General features: G+C 44.5%; 17 protein-coding genes. 10 read left to right on the top strand and 7 right to left on the bottom strand.

Annotation, left to right across the window (positions count from 1 at the left end; all coding sequences use genetic code 11):
* Positions 1-140: 140 nt before the first annotated feature.
* A complete protein-coding gene (locus tag E0H94_RS15870) occupies positions 141-827 on the bottom strand; it encodes a TetR/AcrR family transcriptional regulator (RefSeq protein WP_131327393.1) in 687 nt (228 codons plus the stop codon).
* 212 nt (positions 828-1,039) lie between these two features.
* Between E0H94_RS15870 and E0H94_RS15865 the strand changes: the two genes are divergently transcribed.
* A complete protein-coding gene (locus E0H94_RS15865; protein WP_131327392.1) occupies positions 1,040-1,879 on the top strand; it encodes an SDR family NAD(P)-dependent oxidoreductase in 840 nt (279 codons plus the stop codon).
* 64 nt (positions 1,880-1,943) lie between these two features.
* Here the strand turns inward: E0H94_RS15865 and E0H94_RS15860 are convergent, their stop codons facing one another.
* From E0H94_RS15860 to E0H94_RS15840, 5 genes are all read right to left on the bottom strand, one after another.
* Positions 1,944-3,311, bottom strand: coding sequence for an MATE family efflux transporter (locus tag E0H94_RS15860; protein ID WP_131327391.1), 1,368 nt, complete (start codon positions 3,309-3,311; stop codon positions 1,944-1,946).
* A gap of 130 nt (positions 3,312-3,441) precedes the next feature.
* On the bottom strand, positions 3,442-4,596 hold the full coding sequence (locus tag E0H94_RS15855; RefSeq protein ID WP_131327390.1) for a methionine aminotransferase: 1,155 nt from the start codon (positions 4,594-4,596) through the stop codon (positions 3,442-3,444).
* Positions 4,597-4,698: 102 nt separating this feature from the next.
* Positions 4,699-6,003, bottom strand: a complete 1,305-nt coding sequence (locus tag E0H94_RS15850) for a DUF445 domain-containing protein (RefSeq protein WP_131327389.1) — start codon at positions 6,001-6,003, stop codon at positions 4,699-4,701.
* Positions 6,004-6,018: 15 nt separating this feature from the next.
* Entirely contained in the window at positions 6,019-6,597 is a 579-nt protein-coding gene (locus tag E0H94_RS15845) for a CC0125/CC1285 family lipoprotein (RefSeq protein ID WP_131327388.1), read from the bottom strand.
* A 60-nt stretch (positions 6,598-6,657) separates the two neighbouring features.
* The gene (locus E0H94_RS15840) at positions 6,658-7,197 is read right to left on the bottom strand and encodes a DUF924 family protein (protein WP_131327387.1); all 540 of its coding nucleotides are present in this window, start codon (positions 7,195-7,197) and stop codon (positions 6,658-6,660) included.
* 316 nt (positions 7,198-7,513) lie between these two features.
* Here E0H94_RS15840 and gshA point away from each other — a divergent pair, with 316 nt between their 5' ends.
* Positions 7,514-9,091 carry a glutamate--cysteine ligase gene (gshA, locus tag E0H94_RS15835; protein ID WP_131327386.1) on the top strand — a complete coding sequence of 526 codons (1,578 nt, stop codon included), beginning with the start codon at positions 7,514-7,516 and terminating at the stop codon, positions 9,089-9,091.
* 18 nt (positions 9,092-9,109) lie between these two features.
* Positions 9,110-9,625 (top strand): disulfide bond formation protein B, encoded by a 516-nt coding sequence (locus tag E0H94_RS15830; RefSeq protein ID WP_131327385.1) that lies wholly within the window; start codon positions 9,110-9,112, stop codon positions 9,623-9,625.
* Positions 9,626-9,684: 59 nt separating this feature from the next.
* Here the strand turns inward: E0H94_RS15830 and E0H94_RS15825 are convergent, their stop codons facing one another.
* On the bottom strand, positions 9,685-11,016 hold the full coding sequence (locus E0H94_RS15825) for a hypothetical protein (protein WP_131327384.1): 1,332 nt from the start codon (positions 11,014-11,016) through the stop codon (positions 9,685-9,687).
* 243 nt (positions 11,017-11,259) lie between these two features.
* On the opposite strand from E0H94_RS15825, the gene E0H94_RS15820 reads away from it, so the two are divergent.
* From E0H94_RS15820 to urtE, 7 genes are all read left to right on the top strand, one after another.
* A complete protein-coding gene (locus E0H94_RS15820; RefSeq protein ID WP_131327383.1) occupies positions 11,260-11,844 on the top strand; it encodes a YqiA/YcfP family alpha/beta fold hydrolase in 585 nt (194 codons plus the stop codon).
* A gap of 14 nt (positions 11,845-11,858) precedes the next feature.
* Positions 11,859-13,739, top strand: coding sequence for a DNA topoisomerase IV subunit B (gene parE, locus E0H94_RS15815; RefSeq protein WP_131327382.1), 1,881 nt, complete (start codon positions 11,859-11,861; stop codon positions 13,737-13,739).
* Between the two features lie 311 nt (positions 13,740-14,050).
* Positions 14,051-15,334, top strand: a complete 1,284-nt coding sequence (gene urtA / locus E0H94_RS15810; protein WP_131327381.1) for an urea ABC transporter substrate-binding protein — start codon at positions 14,051-14,053, stop codon at positions 15,332-15,334.
* 87 nt (positions 15,335-15,421) lie between these two features.
* Positions 15,422-17,047, top strand: coding sequence for an urea ABC transporter permease subunit UrtB (gene urtB / locus E0H94_RS15805; protein ID WP_131327380.1), 1,626 nt, complete (start codon positions 15,422-15,424; stop codon positions 17,045-17,047).
* A gap of 5 nt (positions 17,048-17,052) precedes the next feature.
* Entirely contained in the window at positions 17,053-18,156 is a 1,104-nt protein-coding gene (gene urtC, locus E0H94_RS15800; protein WP_131327379.1) for an urea ABC transporter permease subunit UrtC, read from the top strand.
* On the top strand, positions 18,153-18,971 hold the full coding sequence (gene urtD, locus E0H94_RS15795; RefSeq protein ID WP_131327378.1) for an urea ABC transporter ATP-binding protein UrtD: 819 nt from the start codon (positions 18,153-18,155) through the stop codon (positions 18,969-18,971). Before urtC ends, urtD begins: the two co-directional genes overlap by 4 nt.
* 10 nt (positions 18,972-18,981) lie before the next feature.
* Positions 18,982-19,680, top strand: a complete 699-nt coding sequence (gene urtE, locus E0H94_RS15790; RefSeq protein ID WP_131327377.1) for an urea ABC transporter ATP-binding subunit UrtE — start codon at positions 18,982-18,984, stop codon at positions 19,678-19,680.
* The last annotated feature ends 2 nt before the right edge of the window (positions 19,681-19,682 follow it).

The following is a 19,682-nucleotide window of genomic DNA, read 5'->3' as shown; positions in this document are numbered from 1 at the left end:
TCATTGCAGAATAGGGCAGAATGCCGATTTTCGCAAAGTTTTGTGACAATTTTTAGTCGAATTCATGAACAATTTTAGACAGGCGTAGAGGCGGTCGTAAAATCGGAGTCAATTGTTTGTAAAAATTAAATTGCTGTAATTTAATTTTTTTTCTCAGAAAATGACTCAAGTAAAGCCATAAAAACCACCCGACAAGGTGCCAATACATCGTCCAAAGACTGTTTAAAACCACTGATGACCCAACGAATCGCAATTTGGGTAACATAACCATTTAGTCCCGTAGAAACCCATGAAATTTCACGTTCTGAATGAGGGATATTCGGCATCATCAACATGACAAAAGCGTGAATCATACGGTCAAAACGCAACATGGTTTCATGAATGGTGGCTTGGTTATGCAGTTCTTGTACCAGCATGGCATCGATATAAATAATACGTGCCATCCGCGGGTTGTCTTTGAGCGTGGTGAGTAGGGCGGTTAAGCCAGCATCGACCATTTTTTCATGACTGTTCGAGGCTTGCATAATCGCTTGCATGACATTTTGTTGCAGTTCATCAATCAGTTTTAAAAAGATGGTTTGGAAGAGTTGATCACTTTTTTTAAAGGATTCATAAAAATAGCGTTCGGTCAGTTTGGCTTCATTGCAAATGTCTTTGACCGTGACGGCAAAAAAACCATGGGTGCCATAAACTTCAATACCCGCCTCGATGAGTTTTTCACGACGTGCCTGTTGACGCTCAGTCAAAGACAATCCTTTAAACTGGCGTTCTTTATTTTTTAACGGTTGGTTATTTTTTCCTGCATCGTTGGTATTGGAATAAGTCATAAAGATAAAACGTAGCAAAGACCGCCTATAGTTTAACAACAATTGCTGTAAATGCCTAAATTAAACGCGGAGTTTGGCCGAAAGGAGATTCATCAGACAATTATTGACAATGGATATTGTCAAATTTATATTGAGGGTGTCATTCGCATCATGCATAAAAGAAAGGGGGGGTAGCTTTGTCATACCACCTGAGAAACCAATAAGGATAGAAAATGAAAACATTTAACAATAAAGTCGCCGCTGTAACAGGTGCGGGTTCTGGGATTGGTCAACAGTTGGCAGTGCTTTTGGCCCAGCAAGGTTGCCACCTTGCGTTAAGCGATATTAATGAACAAGGTTTGGCAAAAACCGTGGAATTACTCAAAGACAGTAATGTACGAGTGACCACCCAAAAATTGGATGTGTCTGATCGTGAGGCCATGCGTACTTGGGCAGAAGAAACCGTACAAAATCATGGTTCAGTCAATATGATTTTTAATAATGCTGGGGTGGCATTGGGCTCGACTGTAGAAGGTGCGAGTTATGATGAACTAGAATGGATTATGGGGATTAATTTTTGGGGTGTGGTATACGGGACCAAAGAGTTTTTGCCTTTGATTAAGCAAACAGGCGATGGTCATATCATCAATATTTCCAGTTTATTTGGTTTAACGGCTCAACCCACGCAGTCGGCTTATAATGCCACCAAGTTTGCAGTGCGTGGTTTTACCGAATCCTTACGTCAGGAACTGGATATTGAAAACTGTGGGGTTAGTGCGCTGTGTGTACATCCCGGTGGTATTCGCACCAATATTGCCAATGATGCGCGTATGAATGACAGCTTGCGTAGTTTGGGGATGAACCCCGAAAAATCAGCACGCACATTTAACAAGTTATTACGTATTCCACCAGAAGAAGCTGCACGTCAAATTTTAGCTGCGGTGCAAAAAGATAAGCGTCGTGTGTTGATTGGCAATGATGCAAAATCTTTAGATCTGATTCAGCGTATTTTGCCAACAGGCTATCAAAAAGTGACGGCTATAGCGACGACGTTGAGCAAGCGATTTAAATAACAATCTGAGTAAATAAAAAGCAGGTGTTGATCTGAAGATCAGCCCCTACTTTTTTTACTGTTTATCAAATTAAACTTTCTACGGTTTTCTTTTTCCAGACAAATTGGTAATACAAACCTTGCATCACACATAAGCACACAAAGGCAAGTGCATAGGCATACCATATGCCTTGTAGTCCCCACCAGTCACTAAATAAATAAGCGCAGGGAACTTCAATGGCAATAATGGCAACAATATTGATGATCATCGGAACGGTGACGGTACCACTGGCGCGCATAATGGACGCGAAAATTGCGCTGGCACCAAAGAATAAGATCGACCATAACACAATAAACAAAAGCTGTTGACCAAGCTCGACCACAGCATGATCTGTGATAAACAGCGCCATCAGATATTTTGAAAATAGATAGCCTAAAACCACCAATAAACCCGTAATCACAATATTCATTCCCAGTGCGGTACGCGTGACTTTGGCGAGTAATTCTGACTTTCCTGCCCCGATGGCTTGCGCGGCAAAAATCGATGCGGCAATGGCAATAGACAGTGCCGGGAACTGGATATAATTTAGCACTTGGTTTACCGCACCATAGGCAGCGGTGGCGTTGGCACCATGACGATTGACCAATCCCACAATCACCAATCCCGCAACCGAAGTCGTGACCATTTGTACTCCAGTTGGAATACCGAGGCGTAAAATAATTTGACTCAGTTGGCGGTCAAAGCGAATATGGCGCAGCATTTGCGCGTCGAGTCTGAGTGGGTGTTGTTTATAAGCCAGATAAAAATATAAAAAAATCAGAACAGAAATAAAACCTAAAGTCGATGCAATCGCAGGTGCAACAATTCCCAAGCGTGGAAAGCCCCAATAGCCTGCAATCAAAACCGGCGTCACACAAAGCCCCACTAAAATGGTCATACCCGAGGCGATTAAAGGGGTGGTGCTATCGCCCACACCGCGTAAAATGGAGGTATAAATAATATAGATAAATAATAAGGGGCTACCTGCGAGCATCCACTGCACATAAGGCAAGGACAAATGCATGACAGCTTTATCCGTGCCCAAAGCCAATAACACATGGCGGGAAAACACTACCCCCAGTAAGGCAATGAGGCTTCCACCAATCAGGGTCATAAATAGGGTCGAGCCAACCACAGCCCGTACTTTTTCTATATTTTGCGCGCCCCATGCTTGTCCGATCAGTACGGTTGAACCTGCGGACAAACCAATCACAAAGGCCATTAAAAAGAACAAAATCGGAAAAAATACCGCCACTGCGGCAATTGCCTGCACCCCCATCATCTGCCCCACAAAGACTGTATTAATTGTCCCTGATAGATTTTGCAGAATATTGGTAGCAATCAACGGCATCAGGAAAATAAAAAAGGCTTTCCATAGCTTTTGATGTTGCACCAAAGAGTTGTGTGCCGACATAGATGATCCTGTGCGCTCTTTTATCGTGTTTCTTCAGCTTACCCTAGCATAGTTCGCTCAGGAAAAAATGATGTATTTCAGTAAGCAAAGGCAGTAATCATGCCTTTGGATTTTTAATCCCTCAGCGTGGCTAAACCGCACTGAGAATTTGGGTGGCTTGGGTCAAGGTTTGTTCGGTTTTGGCAAAGCAGACGCGAATCAGTTTTAAATCTTCAGGTGGTTGTTGATAAAACACCGAAATAGGAATGGCGACAATGCCGTGTTGTTCGGCAAGGAAGTGGCACATATCAACATCATTTAAATCAGGGCGAATCGCACGATAATCCAGATTTTGGAAATAGGTGCCTTGAGAGGGCGTCAAGGTAAATCGGGAAGCGGCTAATCCTGCATTGAAGAGATCACGTTTTTGCTGATAAAAATGAGCAAGCTGCTGAATATGTTCAGGATGCTCTTGCATGTACTGTGCTAAAGCGACTTGGACTGGAGTGACCCCGCAGAAATTGGCAAATTGATAGACTTGACGAAAGACCCGCATCAGCTCAGGGGCAGCCACACAATATCCGGTTTTCCAACCAGTCACATGGAAGGTTTTTCCAAATGAACCGACCACAACACTACGTTCACGCAGCTCTGGAAAAGACAAGGCTGAATAGTGCTGTTGTCCATCGTAAACCAAGTGCTCATAGACCTCATCCGACAGCACCACAATATTGTGGTTTTGGATCAGTTGAATCAACTGTTGCCAATCTTGCTTGGACCAAATGGCCCCCGTTGGATTATGTGGTGTATTGACAATGATCATGCGGGTTTTGGCATTAATTGCGTTGGCAACTCGGTTCCAGTCCACATGAAAATGCGGTGCAACTAAAGGAATATGCACTGCTTTTGCACCGACCAAGGCAATACTTGGCGCATAACTGTCATAGCTCGGATCAAACACTATGACTTCATCACCCGCATTCACAAGGGCTTGAATGGCACTAAATAAGGCGATGGTCGCCCCAGGTGTAATGGTTATTTCATGGATGGGATCGAGATTCAGTTGATCGCGCTGTAGAAACTGTTGCGCGACTTGTTGGCGTAGGTCGAGTAAACCATCACCTGCTGCATATTGATTAGATCCGTGTAAGGTCGCATGGCTTAAGGCTTCGAGCAAGGCTTGTGGCGGTGCAAAGTCGGGAAAGCCTTGTGACACATTCAGCGCATTCAGCCGTTGTGCCATGGCCGTCATTTGGCTAAAAATCGTGACGCCTTGAGCAGGAAGTTTGGAATGAATTTCAAGCATGACCACAGACCTATCGGATGAATAAACCGATTTAATTTAGCATGTTGCAGAGCTTGTACAAGTTTAAATCCATTTATTTCTCTGTCTGAACTTTGCCGTAAATTAAAGCAGATAATCCACCACAGCACGAATAATCCCCAGTGCGAGGCCAATAAAGGCACCCACCACCACGCCGTTGACACGAATCATGTGCAAGTCGCCACCAACTTCATTTTCAATTTTGCCAATCATTTCACGGGAGTCCCATTCGTGAATGCGTTCGCTAATAAAACGAATCACTTTTTCACTGTATTGATCACTCAAATTGACCGCCAAACCGCTCATGCGATCATTCAATAACTGGCGGACTGCCTGATTGGCAATGATGTTTTCTCCAACCTGTTGAATCGCCACGCGTAGATTGGCTGCAATGCCTGAATCAGGCTGCATTAAATCGGCTTTGATGGCATCACATAAAATCACCACCGCACCACGAATAAAATTCAGCACTTGAGGGCTATCCAGTAAGGCATTTTTACCCTGATTTAAGCGTTGGCTTGCTGCACTGTTCCGATCAGTTAATTGCAGCATCAGTTCTTGGGCAATGTCTTCAATCTGTTGTCGCCAAGGATGCTCTGGATTGGCGAGCATGGATTCTACCCGTTCAATCAGTGAGTCGATGGTGCGTTGTTGCACATCAATGCCAATCCAGCTGGCGCCTTTGGCCAATTTAGAGACCCCAAGTTCTTTAAACAGTTTTTGCGTCAGTTCACGGGTTCGCTCTGGATGGTGAATCATCCAGTCATGCACAAGATCTAAACCTCGTTGCAATACATCTTGGTGGAAGTCATTTTCAATCACCGCACGCAGCATTTCACTGGCCAGCATGTTGATATTGGTATTGCGCACCCATTGCACGCTATTGTTTTGAATAAAGCGACCAATCTGCTCTTGCCCAACAAAGTCGAAGATTTTCGGGACGGTTTGCTGAATCACTTGCGTCACTTGTGTGTTGTTATGCGGATTGGCTAACCACTGACCGACCGCCAGACTCAAGTCGATATTTTTTAAACTGCGTTCGACCACTTGTGGAGAGAGAAAATTTTCCTGTACAAAACGGCCCATGGACTCTGCAATACGAGCCTTGTTGCGGGGAATAATCTCGGTATGGTCACGCAAAAAATTGGGAATTGGCAGTTTCCCGAAAGGATTGCGGAACAACACGGTGATGGCATACCAGTCTGCTAATCCACCGACCATACCCGCTTCTGCGGATAACATAAGAATATGAATCAGCCAAGCGTACTCGGGCATGAATTTGGCGAGCACCATGAGGACAATCCATGTCATGACCGCCAGCAATAAAGCAATATTGGCGAAGCGTTTACTTCGTTGCAAGCTTTCAGAACTGGTGGTCGTTACATGCATAGAATTGTCCTAATTTTATTTTGGGGTTGGAGCAGAGACTTTGGGTTGGGGTTGAATCACCTCACCTGTCGAGGTCAGTCCATATTTTTTTCCCAAAGACTGTAAGATGAGTGTGGCATCAAAAGCATCGCTCGGTGCTTTATTTTTTTCCTTATAACACTCAATGGTATAGGACACTTGCACAGGGTCAATATTCACCACTTGTGGCGTGTCGTAAAATGGGTCTGGCCAATAGCCTGGATAGCGGCGGTAATAGCCACGTGGATAGTAACCGTAAGGGTAAAAAGACGGTGAGCGATAAACCACCGCCTGACGGGGTGGTTTATTGGTCAGATTACTGGGGTCATCTAGCACTTTAAAATAGCGAAAGCCATTTTTAACTGTGGTTTGAGCTGCTTTGACCAAGGTAATTTCTTCGGCGACGCCATAGTTCATATTCGGGTCAGCTTCAAAACTGATCCGATAGGTCTGCGTGTTCATGGGGTAGGTATTAAACCGCCCCAATTGATCGAAGGTTCGAGGTTTGGACGGCATAGAGGCACAGCCCGCAAGCGCGAGTGTGAGAAGAGTCAGTGCAATAAGCTTAGTTTTCATGTTGATACTCCGCAAACTGCTGATGAAATAGGGGAGAGAAAGACGACACGCCACTCAGGGTTAAAAATGGCTATTCGGTTCTGTCAGAAATTCTAATTCTTCAGCACTAGACGCCCGTCCTAAAATACGATTTCGGTGTGGATAGCGTCCAAATCGGTCGATAATGGCTTTATGTTGTCGTTCAAATTCTAAGGCAATTGGATGTCCCAATTGTTCAAATAATTTTAACCCAAATTCGTGTACACGTTGCGACTCACTGTGCATAAAGGGCATGTATAAGAAATAACAATGTTCTGGGCTAAGCTTTAAGTGATGTTGCCCCAAAATGGCTTCTTGTGCCAAGCAGAGCGCAAGTCCATCTTGTGCAAAAGCCTGTGCTTGATCACGAAATAAATTACGAGAAAACTGATCCAGAATAATGACTTCAGCAAGACGTCCTTCAGGCTGCTGGCGCCATTCCCAGAGTTCACCTAAAGCCGCTTGTTGATGTATCTGAGCAAACTTTTCTGCTAAGATTTGATCAAATTGGCTACTTTTGGCAAACCAGTTTGGTTGAGTTCCGGGGGCAAACCAAAAGCTTAAAATATCCTGATAATTCATTTTTATTACAGATCCTTAGCACTTATTCTTCCATAAAATCATATTTTTTGGGTGTCTTATAGAGTAACTTTGTGATAAAAAATTGCCGCATAGCGCATACTTTTTAATAATTTTTCACGTCGTGCTGTTGAACATAGCCGATGTAACCCATATTAAGGCTACTGATCTGATTTATTGAACCTTTTCGACAGCAGCAACAAATGTTGTGAATCTGTTGGAAAAATAGACAGCGGGTCATATGGCGGCATCAAATCACAGTATACTGATATAAACTGATGATTTTATTTTAGTAGTTCTTCCAATAAGCGAGATGATAATGAGTCAACCCGAATCGACCTCTCAAGCTGTATTTCCGACTTGGGTGGATTCTTCGCTGTTACACGGGATGTTACGTGGTATAGAACGTGAAAGTTTGCGGATGCAAAGCAATGGTTTTTTATCGCAAGCCGATCATCCTAAAGCGTTGGGATCGGCATTGACCCATCCGCATATTACTACTGATTATTCAGAAGCTTTGATGGAGTTTATTACCCCTCCACTAGAGAGTATTGCCAAAACCTTGTCTTATCTGACCGATATTCACGCTGTGGTGCATCGCCACTTAGAGCATGAAGAAAAACTTTGGCCTTTGTCTATGCCCTGTATGTTGGACAATGAAGAAGACAATATTCGTTTGGCACAATATGGCAGTTCCAATATTGGTCGTTTTAAGACGCTATACCGTCATGGTTTAGGGATCCGTTACGGTCGCCGTATGCAGACCATTTCAGGGATACATTATAATTTATCCTTCCCAGACAGTTTATTTAGCACATTACAACAACAAGAAACCGATCCTGATTTACGTCAATTGTCTGCACAAGATTATCGTAGCCATCGCTATTTTGGCCTGATTCGCAATTTCATTCGCCTAACGCCGTTGGTGATGTTTTTTTTGGGTGCGAGTCCATCGGTGTGTAAGTGTTTTATGACGGGGCGTGAGCATCATTTGCTACCGTTGTTAAAAGGGACGTTATATTTACCTTACGCCACCGCTTTGCGCATGGGACGTTTTGGTTATCAGAATTCAGCACAGAAGCAACTCGGCATTCACTATAACGATATTCAGGGCTATTTAGACGGTTTACAAAAAGCGGTCAAAACTCCGTATGCAGACTTTAGTCGTTTAGGGTTAAATGATGCGCAAGGTGAGCCAACCCAAATTAATGACCATGTCCTGCAAATTGAAAATGAGTACTACAGTCTGGTGCGACCAAAGCAGGTGCCTCAAGCAGGTGAAACACCTTCGGAAGCTTTAGCAAATCGTGGTGTGGGTTATGTCGAGCTGCGTGCGGTGGATGTGAACCCGTATAGCCCGATTGGGATTGATGAAAGCAGCGCTGGTTTTCTGGAAGTCTTGGCATTGTATTGTTTATTACAAGACAGTCCTGCGCTGTTAGATGCTGAGCAAGAGCAGATTGAACAGAATCAAGCTGAAGTGGTCAATCGAGGGCGTGCACTGAATGCGCATATTGTGGAAGATGGGCAGGATTACCAGATTGAAGATTGGTGTCAAAAACATCTGGATGCGATGCAGCCCTTCGCAGAATTGCTGGATCAAGCCAATACCACGCAGTTGTATGCCCAAGCCCTACAGTTGATGCAACAACGTATTGATGAGGTGGACCATACGCTTTCAGCACAAGTGATTGCAGATACTTTGACACATGGTGGAACGTGGAATTTTGGTAGCGTGATGGCTCAACAACATGCGGCAGTGTATGAACAGCATCAATTAAACCCTGAAACACAGGCCTATTTTGATGAACTGGCACAGACATCGCTACAACAGCAACAACAACTTGAACAAGATACCGACATCAGTTTTGACGAATATCTTGCGCATTATCGATAAAAATTAAGAGGTTTGACCATGCAATGGAGTTTTCGCTTCGTGAGCGGGTTTTTAGTGATTGCCAGTATTGTGGGTATGGCGTTTGCGCTGTATCTCGAACATTTCCAAGGGTTGTCTCCATGTCCGCTGTGTGTTTTTCAGCGTGTGGGTTTAATGGGATTGGGCTTTATTGCCCTGATTGCGTTGATTCATAATCCAAAGTCTACGGTGGGAAAACGCATTTATGCCTTACTCGGTAGCCTGTCTATTTTATGGTCGGCAGGTGTTGCAGCACGCCATGTCTGGTTACAGAACTTGCCGCCCAATCAGGTGCCGAGCTGTGGTCCGGGTTTAAACTATTTGATTGATGCTTTGCCACTGAAAAATGTGTTAGCACAAGTGCTGACGGGTTCAGGTGAATGTGCTGTGATTGACTGGACGTTCTTGGGACAGTCTTTGCCTGTATGGTCATTGTTATTTTTCGTGGTCTTGACCGTGGTGAGTCTGTGGCAATTGGTGCGCCGTTATCCAACCACAGCGAAAGCTAAAAAATAATAGCGACCTTGTTCAATAGAGATAAAAAAGCCAACAGTTGTTGGCTTTTTTATGTGGTCTCAGGTCAGGGCAATGCCTTCAAAATCATCTAAACCAATCATATGTTCATGCGCATGCAGTTGGTGATGTTGTGCTTTTTCAGGATAGAACCAGTGCACAATCTGCTCTGCTACGTTGGCGTGGTATTGAATTTCTAAATGGTTTAGACCATAAAAAATGGCTTTATGTGATTCAGGCAATTTCAATTGAAAACGCGGATTGGGATGTTCGCCCAAAGCACTTTTTACACTGACTAAATAATCGCCAATTACTTTTAAGGTTTTGTTTTTACGGTTTTCTAATTCGAGTGTGCCCGCGACCAAATAGGTATTGATATGCGAAGGTAGCGGCGCAGGTTTACGGTTATCGTCAAAGAAACCAATCCGTGCTTCATTATGCTCCCAATCGTCATCACGCACACTGCCATAACGTAAATCTAAAATACCATTACTGCGAATATTGACCAGATGCCCGACCAGTTTCACAACTGGAAAACGCCCCAGTTTTTCTTGAACCGCAAAGCCAAAACGTTCCAATACCGCGCCATGATGCGGTGAACCTAGACAAACCAAATTTTCGACCATGTGCAGCCATTGATGCATATTTTGTTTGCCATAGAATAAGGCACTGCGGGCAACCAGTCCGCCCATACTATGCCCAATGATATCAAGACTGGTAATGCGCGGGTTACGCTGAATCAGATCTTCTAAGGTATTGGCGAGGCTGCGGCCATTGGCTGAAATACGACGCCCTGTATTGTAGTTTAAATACAGCATGGTGTTATGGTCTCGTTGTGCCAACAGTTTTTCGCCAAAACCGCCATTATTACGGTTGGTCCAGTCAAGATGGTTCATACACAGACCATGCACAAAAATCACCACCCGACCCGATAAATCGCCGCGTTGTATTTCACCGTAGTGATCATAGAGCACCATTGGCAATCCCATCGGATTATGATATTTCAGCAAATAGTCACCCAATACCCCATTTACCGCACCCACTAAAAAATGCAGAGTCGGAGTAAGCGGTTTTTCATGCAGGTTTGGGTATTTTTCAATAATTTGGCGTAGGCCTGGTGCTAAAAGATAATGTCCATAATTTTCTAATACACTCATGCTTAAGCGGTTAAATCGAACAATTTGTGGTCGATTTTGCAAATTTTTGAATTCTTGCTCATCAAGACCAAAAATACTTGAGAAGATTTCCCGCTGAATGGTACGCATAAAATCTTGCACCACATTGTTGAGTGGCGTACTGAGTAATTGAGCCAGACCTTCCAGCAAATCTGCTTGGCTGGGTGGCGTGCGATCCCATTTACAATAAGTTTCATGCAGCGGTGTTAAACTCGGCATTTGTTGTTATCCTTGATGCTTTGTTTGTCTCATCTCAACGCTTTCATTTTGATTAAGATAGAGGTATAACTTTTTTCAGTTTTCATCATATCGAATACAGCTCGAATAATTTTAAAATACCGATGAAGATCATGAAATAGGGCTTATTTTGTCTAACAATTCGAGCCTTTCGACGAATTTAGAATAATCCTGCGTCAGAATGATGAAAAATGGATGAAGGGATAACCTACGTAACCAGAAAATATGAATATTATTTATATCCACGGCTTTCAAAGTGGTCCAAAATCAATCAAAGCACAGCAGTTACAACAGTATTGTGCGCAAGATGATGAATTGACTGTCCATGTGCCCGACTTAAATATGCCGCCTGAACACGCCCTGCAAGTGTTACAAGATTTGGTACTTGCCCATCAGGATGTCGCTTTGGTCGGCAGTAGTCTGGGAGGTTTCTATGCGACACAATTGGTCGCAAGGTATGCTCTGCCTGCTGTTTTGATTAACCCCGCTATGCGACCATGGCAATTGTTTCGTGATTTATTTGGGCAACAGCAACTTCCCTATCAGGTCAATCCTGCATGGACCTTGGATGAGGCACAATTGGACTATTTAGAGCAGATTGCCGTGCCAAATGTTCAGCAAGCAGACAAAGTGCTGGTGTTATTACAACAAGGCGATGATGTTTTAGATTATCGTGAAGCGGAACGTTATTATACGTCGCAGCAACCGCGTGCTTTGGTCATGACCGAAGCACATGGCAACCATGCCATGGATGATTTTGCTGCTAAAATCCCCATGATTTTACAATTTTTTTCGTCTTCCAGATTATAAGGAAATCGTACAACGTGTCTCAATATACGGCTCAATCGCTTGAAGTTTTATCTGGTTTGGACCCTGTCCGTCGTCGTCCGGGGATGTATACCGATACGTCTCGTCCGAACCATTTGGCTCAGGAAGTCATTGATAATGCGGTGGATGAAGCACTGGCGGGACATGCCAATAAAATTACGGTGACGGTCTATAAAGATGGTTCCTTGGCTGTTGCCGACAATGGCCGCGGCATGCCCGTGGATATTCATCCTGAATATGGGCAAAGCGGGATTGAAATTATTTTAACTAAACTGCATGCAGGTGGAAAATTCAGTACCGATAACTACCAGTTTTCGGGGGGGTTACATGGTGTAGGCATTTCTGTCGTGAACGCTTTATCGACCCGTGTCGAAGTGGAAGTTCAGCGTCAGGGTAATCTCTACCAAATGGCATTCGAACAGGGTGAACCTGTGGCACCTTTGACGGTATTGGAAGGTAAAGTTGCCAAACGAGCGACTGGAACGCTAGTCCGTTTTTGGCCAGAAGCGAAATATTTTGATTCTCCTAAATTTGCCCTAAAAGCGCTGAAACATAATTTAAAAGCCAAGGCGGTTTTAGCGGCAGGGCTACAGATTATCTACGTTGACGAAATCAACGACGAAAAAATCGAATGGCAATTTGAAAATGGTCTGGTCGATTATTTAATGGACGAACTGGAAGACCGTGAGATTGTGCCTGCACCTGCATTTGTCGCTACAGGAGATGCTGAACGCGCCAGTGCAGAATTTGCCATTTGCTGGAATGCAGAAGGTGGTGAGCAAATTCAAGAAAGCTACGTCAACCTGATTCCAACGGCACAGGGTGGAACGCATGTCAACGGCTTGCGTTCAGGGGTCACGGATGCTTTACGTGAGTTCTGTGAGCTACGTAACTTATTGCCGCGTAACTTGAAACTGTCTGCGGAAGATGTTTGGGATGGCGTGAACTATATTTTGTCGTTGAAATTTCAAGAACCACAATTTTCAGGGCAAACCAAAGAGCGTCTTTCTAGCCGTGAAGCCGCGGGTATTGTACAAAATATTGCCAAAGATGCTTTTGCACTGTGGTTGAACCAGCATTCTGAAATTGCCATGCAACTGGCAGAAATGGCGATTTCCAAAGCGGGTCGTCGTTTAAAAGCTGCGAAAAAAGTAGAGCGTAAGAAAATCGTGTCGGGACCTGCTTTGCCAGGGAAATTGGCGGATTGTGTTGGACAAACCCGAGAAGATTCGGAACTATTTATTGTGGAAGGCGATTCTGCGGGCGGTTCAGCCAAACAGGCACGCGATAAAAATTTCCAAGCCATCATGCCAATTCGCGGCAAGATTTTAAATACGTGGGAAGTCTCCTCTGATGAAGTCCTAGCTTCCCAAGAAGTGCATGATATCGCGATTGCGATTGGGGTCGATCCAGGCAGTGATGATTTGTCTGAATTGCGTTACGGTAAGATTTGTATCTTGGCGGATGCCGATTCAGATGGTTTACATATTGCCACGTTGTTGTGCGCGCTGTTTGTGAAGCATTTTCCAACTTTGGTGGAAGAAGGGCATTTATATGTGGCGATGCCCCCTTTGTTCCGTATCGATGATGGCAAAGACGTGCATTATGCTCTGGATGAAGAAGAGCTTGAATCAATTCTAAAGAAAGCCAAAACCAAAAATCCGCAAATTACTCGCTTTAAAGGCTTGGGTGAGATGAATGCCAGCCAATTACGTGAAACCACAATGGACCCGAACACCCGTCGTCTGGTGCAATTGGACTTGGATGATAGTCATTTAACCACAACGCTATTGGATAAATTACTGGCCAAGAAGCGTTCAAGCGACCGTAAGCAGTGGTTAGAACAAAAAGGGAATTTGGCGGATATTGCGGTCTAATTTCGACTGAATCAATTTTTCAAGCCATCCAAAGCATTTGCTGTGGGTGGCTTTTTTTAGTGCAGTTGAATCGTACAAGTTTTAGAGGAGTGTGCAATTTTAGATGTTAAGTGCGGTGGATGCTGATGAAAAATGCACCATCCTGAGTCGGAGGAATACTATAGTGAATTCAATGATGTATACAAGATCGACAAAATAACTTGAATTATAGAAATTAATTTAAATAAAACAACACCTTAATTAATTGGCATGGAAATTGAATACTCTGGGCAGACATAACCAAAAATCACAAAATGCGTGGAGAACTGAAGATGTTCCAACAAAAATTATTGAGTAAAACCCTTTTGGCGGCAGCAATAGCAGGGAGCATGGCATTCACAGGTTGTTCAAAACCGGCAGAAAAAACCGAAACTGCGGCATCAGAAGCCAAAGCACCCGCAGCCAGTGGCGACACCATTAAAGTGGGAATTTTACATTCTCTGTCAGGCACCATGGCCATTTCCGAAACTTCTCTGAAAGACACGGCATTGATGGCGATTAATGAAATTAATGCCAATGGTGGAGTATTGGGTAAAAAATTAGAACCTGTGGTGGTGGATCCTGCTTCAGACTGGCCGTTGTTTGCAGAGAAAGCCCGTCAGTTGATGACTCAGGATAAAGTGGCGGTGATTTTTGGCTGTTGGACATCGGTATCACGTAAGTCGGTGTTGCCTGTGGTGGAAGAGCTGAATGGTCTGTTGTTCTACCCTGTACAGTATGAAGGGCAAGAGCAGTCGAAGAATATTTTTTATACGGGTGCTGCACCCAATCAACAAGCGATTCCAGCCGTGGAATACTTAATGAGTGAGGAGGGGGGCAAAGCGGAGCGCTTTGTGCTGTTAGGTACCGATTATGTTTACCCTCGGACCACCAATAAAATTTTACGGGCTTTCTTAAAGTCGAAAGGGATTGCCGATGCCGACATCATGGAAGAGTACACGCCATTTGGTCATAGCAACTATCAAACCATTGTAGGCAATGTGAAAAAATTTGCTGCGGGTAAGAAAACCGCGGTCATTTCGACTATTAATGGTGACTCAAATGTGCCGTTCTACCGTGAACTGGGTAATCAGGGTATTAAAGCCTCGGATATTCCAGTTATGGCCTTCTCGGTCGGTGAAGAAGAATTACGGGGTATTGATACCAAACCATTGGTCGGACATTTGGCAGCATGGAACTACTTCATGTCGGTGAAAAATCCGAAAAATACTGAGTTCGTGAACAAGATGAAGCAGTACGCGGTGGAATACAAACTACCGAATGCCGATAAATTGGTGACCAATGACCCCATGGAAGCGACCTATGTTGGGATTAACATGTGGAAGCAGGCGGTAGAAAAAGCGGGTACAACCGACGTTGATAAAGTTCGGGATGCCATGGCAGGTCAAACCTTTGCTGCACCATCAGGCTATACCCTAAAAATGGATGAAAGCAATCATCATTTACATAAGCCTGTGATGATTGGTGAGATTCGTGGCGATGGGCAGTTTGATGTGGTGTATAAAACGGCCAGTACCATTAAAGCGGAGCCTTGGAGCCCGTACATTCCAAAATAATTCCCCTCAACCTGCTGTGATGGCAGCAGGTCTTTTCGTTTTATTTTCCCGATAACCGACCATTTGCCTTGTGAGGGGGAGTTTTTTATGTCGATTAAAAACTATTGTCTGGCGCTATTTTGCGCATGCCTACAAGTATTCTTCCATCCTGTGTGGGCCGAAACATCACTGTCCGATGCACAACTGCAAGTGCAGCAGGCTGATCCGATTCAGCGCTTTGTTAAAGCTGATTTTGCTGAACGCCGTGCCATGTTAAACCAATGGCCTGCCAGTATTGAAAGCTTGGATCAATTGGTGGCGTATATTGATCACAATGAACTGTATCGAGATGGTGCAGGTCAAACCTATCTGTTAAAAAATGATGAGAAGTTATATCACTATCCGTCTATGCAAGAGTTGAGTACGTGGCCTGCTGATTTGTCTCAAGTCACTTTGGTGAATACGTTACGTAAAGCCTTAAGTTTTGGGCAAGCCAAAGTGAAATTGAAGTCGGATGAAACGAAGCAACGGTTAGACGCAATTGATATTTTAGAAAATAATTTAGATGAACTTGATCCAGCCTGGATTCGCCAACTTTATCTGCAAGAACAAAACAACAAAGTCAAAGCGCGCTTGCAACAATTGAAAGCACGGATGGACTTCAACAGTCCCGATGCTTTGGTCAAGCTACAGGCTGTGCAGACTTTATCTGCATCGGATCGTCCCGATGTCTTAGCCGTGATTGAACAAGAACTCAGTCAAGCGAACCTAAATCCTGAACTTGAAGCGGCTTTGCAGGCAGCAAAGAGCAGCATTAAAACCCGATTACAAGCCAGTGAATGGGCGGGGCATATCTTTTCAGGCTTCAGTACCGCCAGTATTTTGCTGTTGGCAGCGTTGGGTCTAGCCATTACTTATGGTCTGTTGGGCGTGATTAACATGGCACATGGTGAGTTGATCATGATCGGTGCCTACACCACGTATGTGGTGCAAAGCCTATTTAAAACCCATTTAGGACCATACCTAGACTGGTACTTACTGGTTGCGATTCCCGCTGCCTTTTTCGTCAGTGCCTTGATCGGTATGCTGATTGAGCGCACCGTGATTCGCCCCTTATATGGCAGACAACTGGAAACTTTGTTGGCAACCTTTGGGGTCAGCCTGATTTTAATGCAATTGGTACGGATGATTTTTGGTGCACAAAATGTCGAAGTGTCGAATATTGCATGGCTCTCTGGCGGTATTTCCTTAACGCCAAGTTTAATGCTGCCATATAACCGCATTGCCATCATTGTCTTTACCGTCGCAGTGCTCTTGCTGTTGGTTTATCTCCTGAATAAAACCCGCTTTGGTTTATTTGTCCGTGCGGTGACGCAAAACCGCCAGATGGCTCGTGCGGTCGGTATTCGTTCGGCACGCATTGATATGTTGGCGTTTGGCTTGGGTTCGGGATTGGCTGGTTTGGCTGGCTGTGCCTTGGCACAAGTCGGGAATGTCGGTCCAGATTTGGGGCAAAACTACATTATTGATGCCTTCTTGGTGGTTGTGGTTGGCGGTGTTGGACAAGTCTGGGGTGCTGTACTGGCCGCCTTGGGTCTAGGGATCAGTGGTACGGTCCTAGAAATTGGTTTAGGTGCAGTACTGGCCAAAATTCTTCTATTGGTGCTTGTGATTCTGTTTATTCAGAAACGTCCACAAGGCTTGTTTGCCATTAAAGGGCGCTTCGTGGAGTAAACCAGATGAAAATAACAACTTTATTTGCGGAAAAGTCAGAGAGTAACTTGAGCATTACAACCAAGTCTTATGGCACTTTGAGTATTGCAGCATGTTTTGCCGTGATGCTAATTCTACCGTGGTTACATCTATTACCTGCCGAATCGGCATTCTATCTTTCCGCGTATTGGGTCACCTTGATTGGCAAAATTATGTGTCTTGCACTCGTGGCATTGGCTTTAGATTTGGTCTGGGGTTATGCCGGTATTTTGAGCTTGGGGCATGGACTGTATTTTGCCCTTGGTGGTTATGCGTTTGGCATGTATTTGATGCGTGAATCGGCGGGATCAGAACTGCCCGATTTCATGCGTTTTTTAAGTTGGACCGAATTACCGTGGTATTGGGTCGGCACGGAACATTTTCTGTGGGCTTTGGTGTTGGTGGTGTTGGTCCCAGGTCTGATCGCGTTCATTTTTGGCTTCTTTGCCTTCCGTTCCAAAATTAAAGGGGTGTATTTCTCCATTATCACCCAAGCCATGACTTTTGCCGCAGCATTACTGTTTTTCCGCAATGAAACAGGCTTCGGTGGCAACAATGGTTTCACGGGGTTTAAAACCATTTTGGGCATGGACATTACCTCGGCTTCTATGCGCGCAACCCTGTGCTTTTTAACGGCATTGGTATTGCTGCTGTGTTATTTGGGCTTACGTCATTTAATGAATCAACCTTATGGTCGGGTGCTGGGTGCGATTCGTGACAGCGAGAACCGCCTGCAATATTTAGGTTACCGTACCCTCTGGTACAAGCTGTCGGCATGGGTTTTATCTGCGGTCATTGCGGGTATCGCGGGGGCACTTTATGTCCCACAAGCAGGGATTATTAATCCAAGTGAAATGAACCCTGTGAACTCGATTGAAATGGCGGTTTGGGTGGCCGCGGGTGGACGTGGCACTTTAATTGGTCCAATTCTGGGAGCGGGTTTGATTAATGCGGTGAAGACTTACTTTACCGTGGCATATCCAGAAGCGTGGTTGTTGATTTTGGGTGGTTTATTTGTTGTGGTGACTTTATTCCTGCCGAAAGGGGTGATTGGTTTATTTGATCGTTTTAAAAAGGAGCATGATGCATGAGCGAAATTATTCAGCCCCACGGTGGACATGCTTCAGAAGGCTATGGGCGACCCAAAGAACACGGTGCCGATTTTAGCCACGGGATAGCCCTGTATTTGGAACAAGTCAGTGTCTGGTTTGACTCTTTCCGAGCTTTAAATGATTTATCGCTATACATCAAACAAGGCGAATTGCGCTGCATTATTGGTCCCAACGGGGCAGGTAAAACCACATTGATGGATGTGATTACAGGCAAAACCCGTCCTACAGAAGGATCCGCCTTTTTTGGTCAAACTTATGATTTGGCAAAGATGAGTACCGAACAAATTGCCGAAGCGGGCATTGGGCGTAAATTCCAAAAACCCACTGTATTTGAAAACTTCACTGTACTGGAAAATTTATTGTTGGCTGCGCCCAAAGATAAGCGAGTGAAAAAAAGTTTTTTCAGTAAATTGGATGCAGAGGTGCAAATCGCACTGGATCAAACCCTTGAACAAATTCGTTTAAAAGAGTGGGGACATAAACCAGCGGGCTTGTTGTCGCATGGTCAAAAACAATGGTTAGAAATAGGCATGTTACTGATGCAACGTCCTAAACTGATTCTACTGGATGAACCAGTGGCGGGTATGACCGATGCAGAAACCGAGCGTACTGCGGAACTGTGTCTGGAACTAAAAAAACAGCACACCTTGGTGGTGGTTGAACATGACATGAGCTTTATTGACACCATCAGTGAAAAAGTCACGGTGCTGGCGCAGGGTGCAATTCTGGCAGAAGGCACGCTGGCAGAAGTCCAAGCCAATGAAGACGTGATTGAGAAATACTTGGGACGTTAAGGAGCAGCAGATGTTAGAGGTGAATGCAGTAAACCAATATTATGGCGGCAGCCACATTTTACGTGATGTGTCATTTCAAGCTCCAGTTGGAGAATGTTCAGTGGTTTTGGGGCGCAATGGTGTCGGTAAAACCACCTTACTGAAATGTTTGATGGGGATATTACCGATTAAGTCAGGACAAATTTTATTGGATGGCAAAGACATTTCTAAATTGAGTCCTGAACAGCGAGTACGGGCGGGTTTAGCTTATGTCCCACAAGGACGGGATATTTTTTCGACCTTAACCGTAGAAGAAAATATTTTAATTGGCATGGCGAAATTCTCTGGTGCCAAAACCAAAAAAGTACCTGAATATCTGTATGACATTTTTCCGATACTTCATGAAATGAAGCATCGCCGTGGAGGGGATTTATCGGGAGGGCAGCAACAGCAATTGGCGATTGCCCGTGCACTGGCTTCTGAACCCAAAGTCTTAATTTTGGATGAACCGACAGAGGGCATTCAGCCGTCCATTATTAAAGATATTGGCCGCGTGATTCGTAAGCTGGCCGATGGTGGAGATATGGCCATCATCTTGGTGGAACAGTTTTATGACTTTGCTGAAGAACTGGCAGATGGCTATACCGTGATGGCACGTGGTCAAGTGATTGCACAGGGCGCAGGTGCAGAAATGCCTGAAAAAGGCATTAAAGATTTAGTGGCGATTTAAAC

This window comes from Acinetobacter sp. ANC 4173 (genome assembly GCF_004331255.1).
Taxonomy (GTDB): Bacteria; Pseudomonadota; Gammaproteobacteria; order Pseudomonadales; family Moraxellaceae; genus Acinetobacter.
This window is presented reverse-complemented; position numbering and strand designations above follow the sequence as displayed.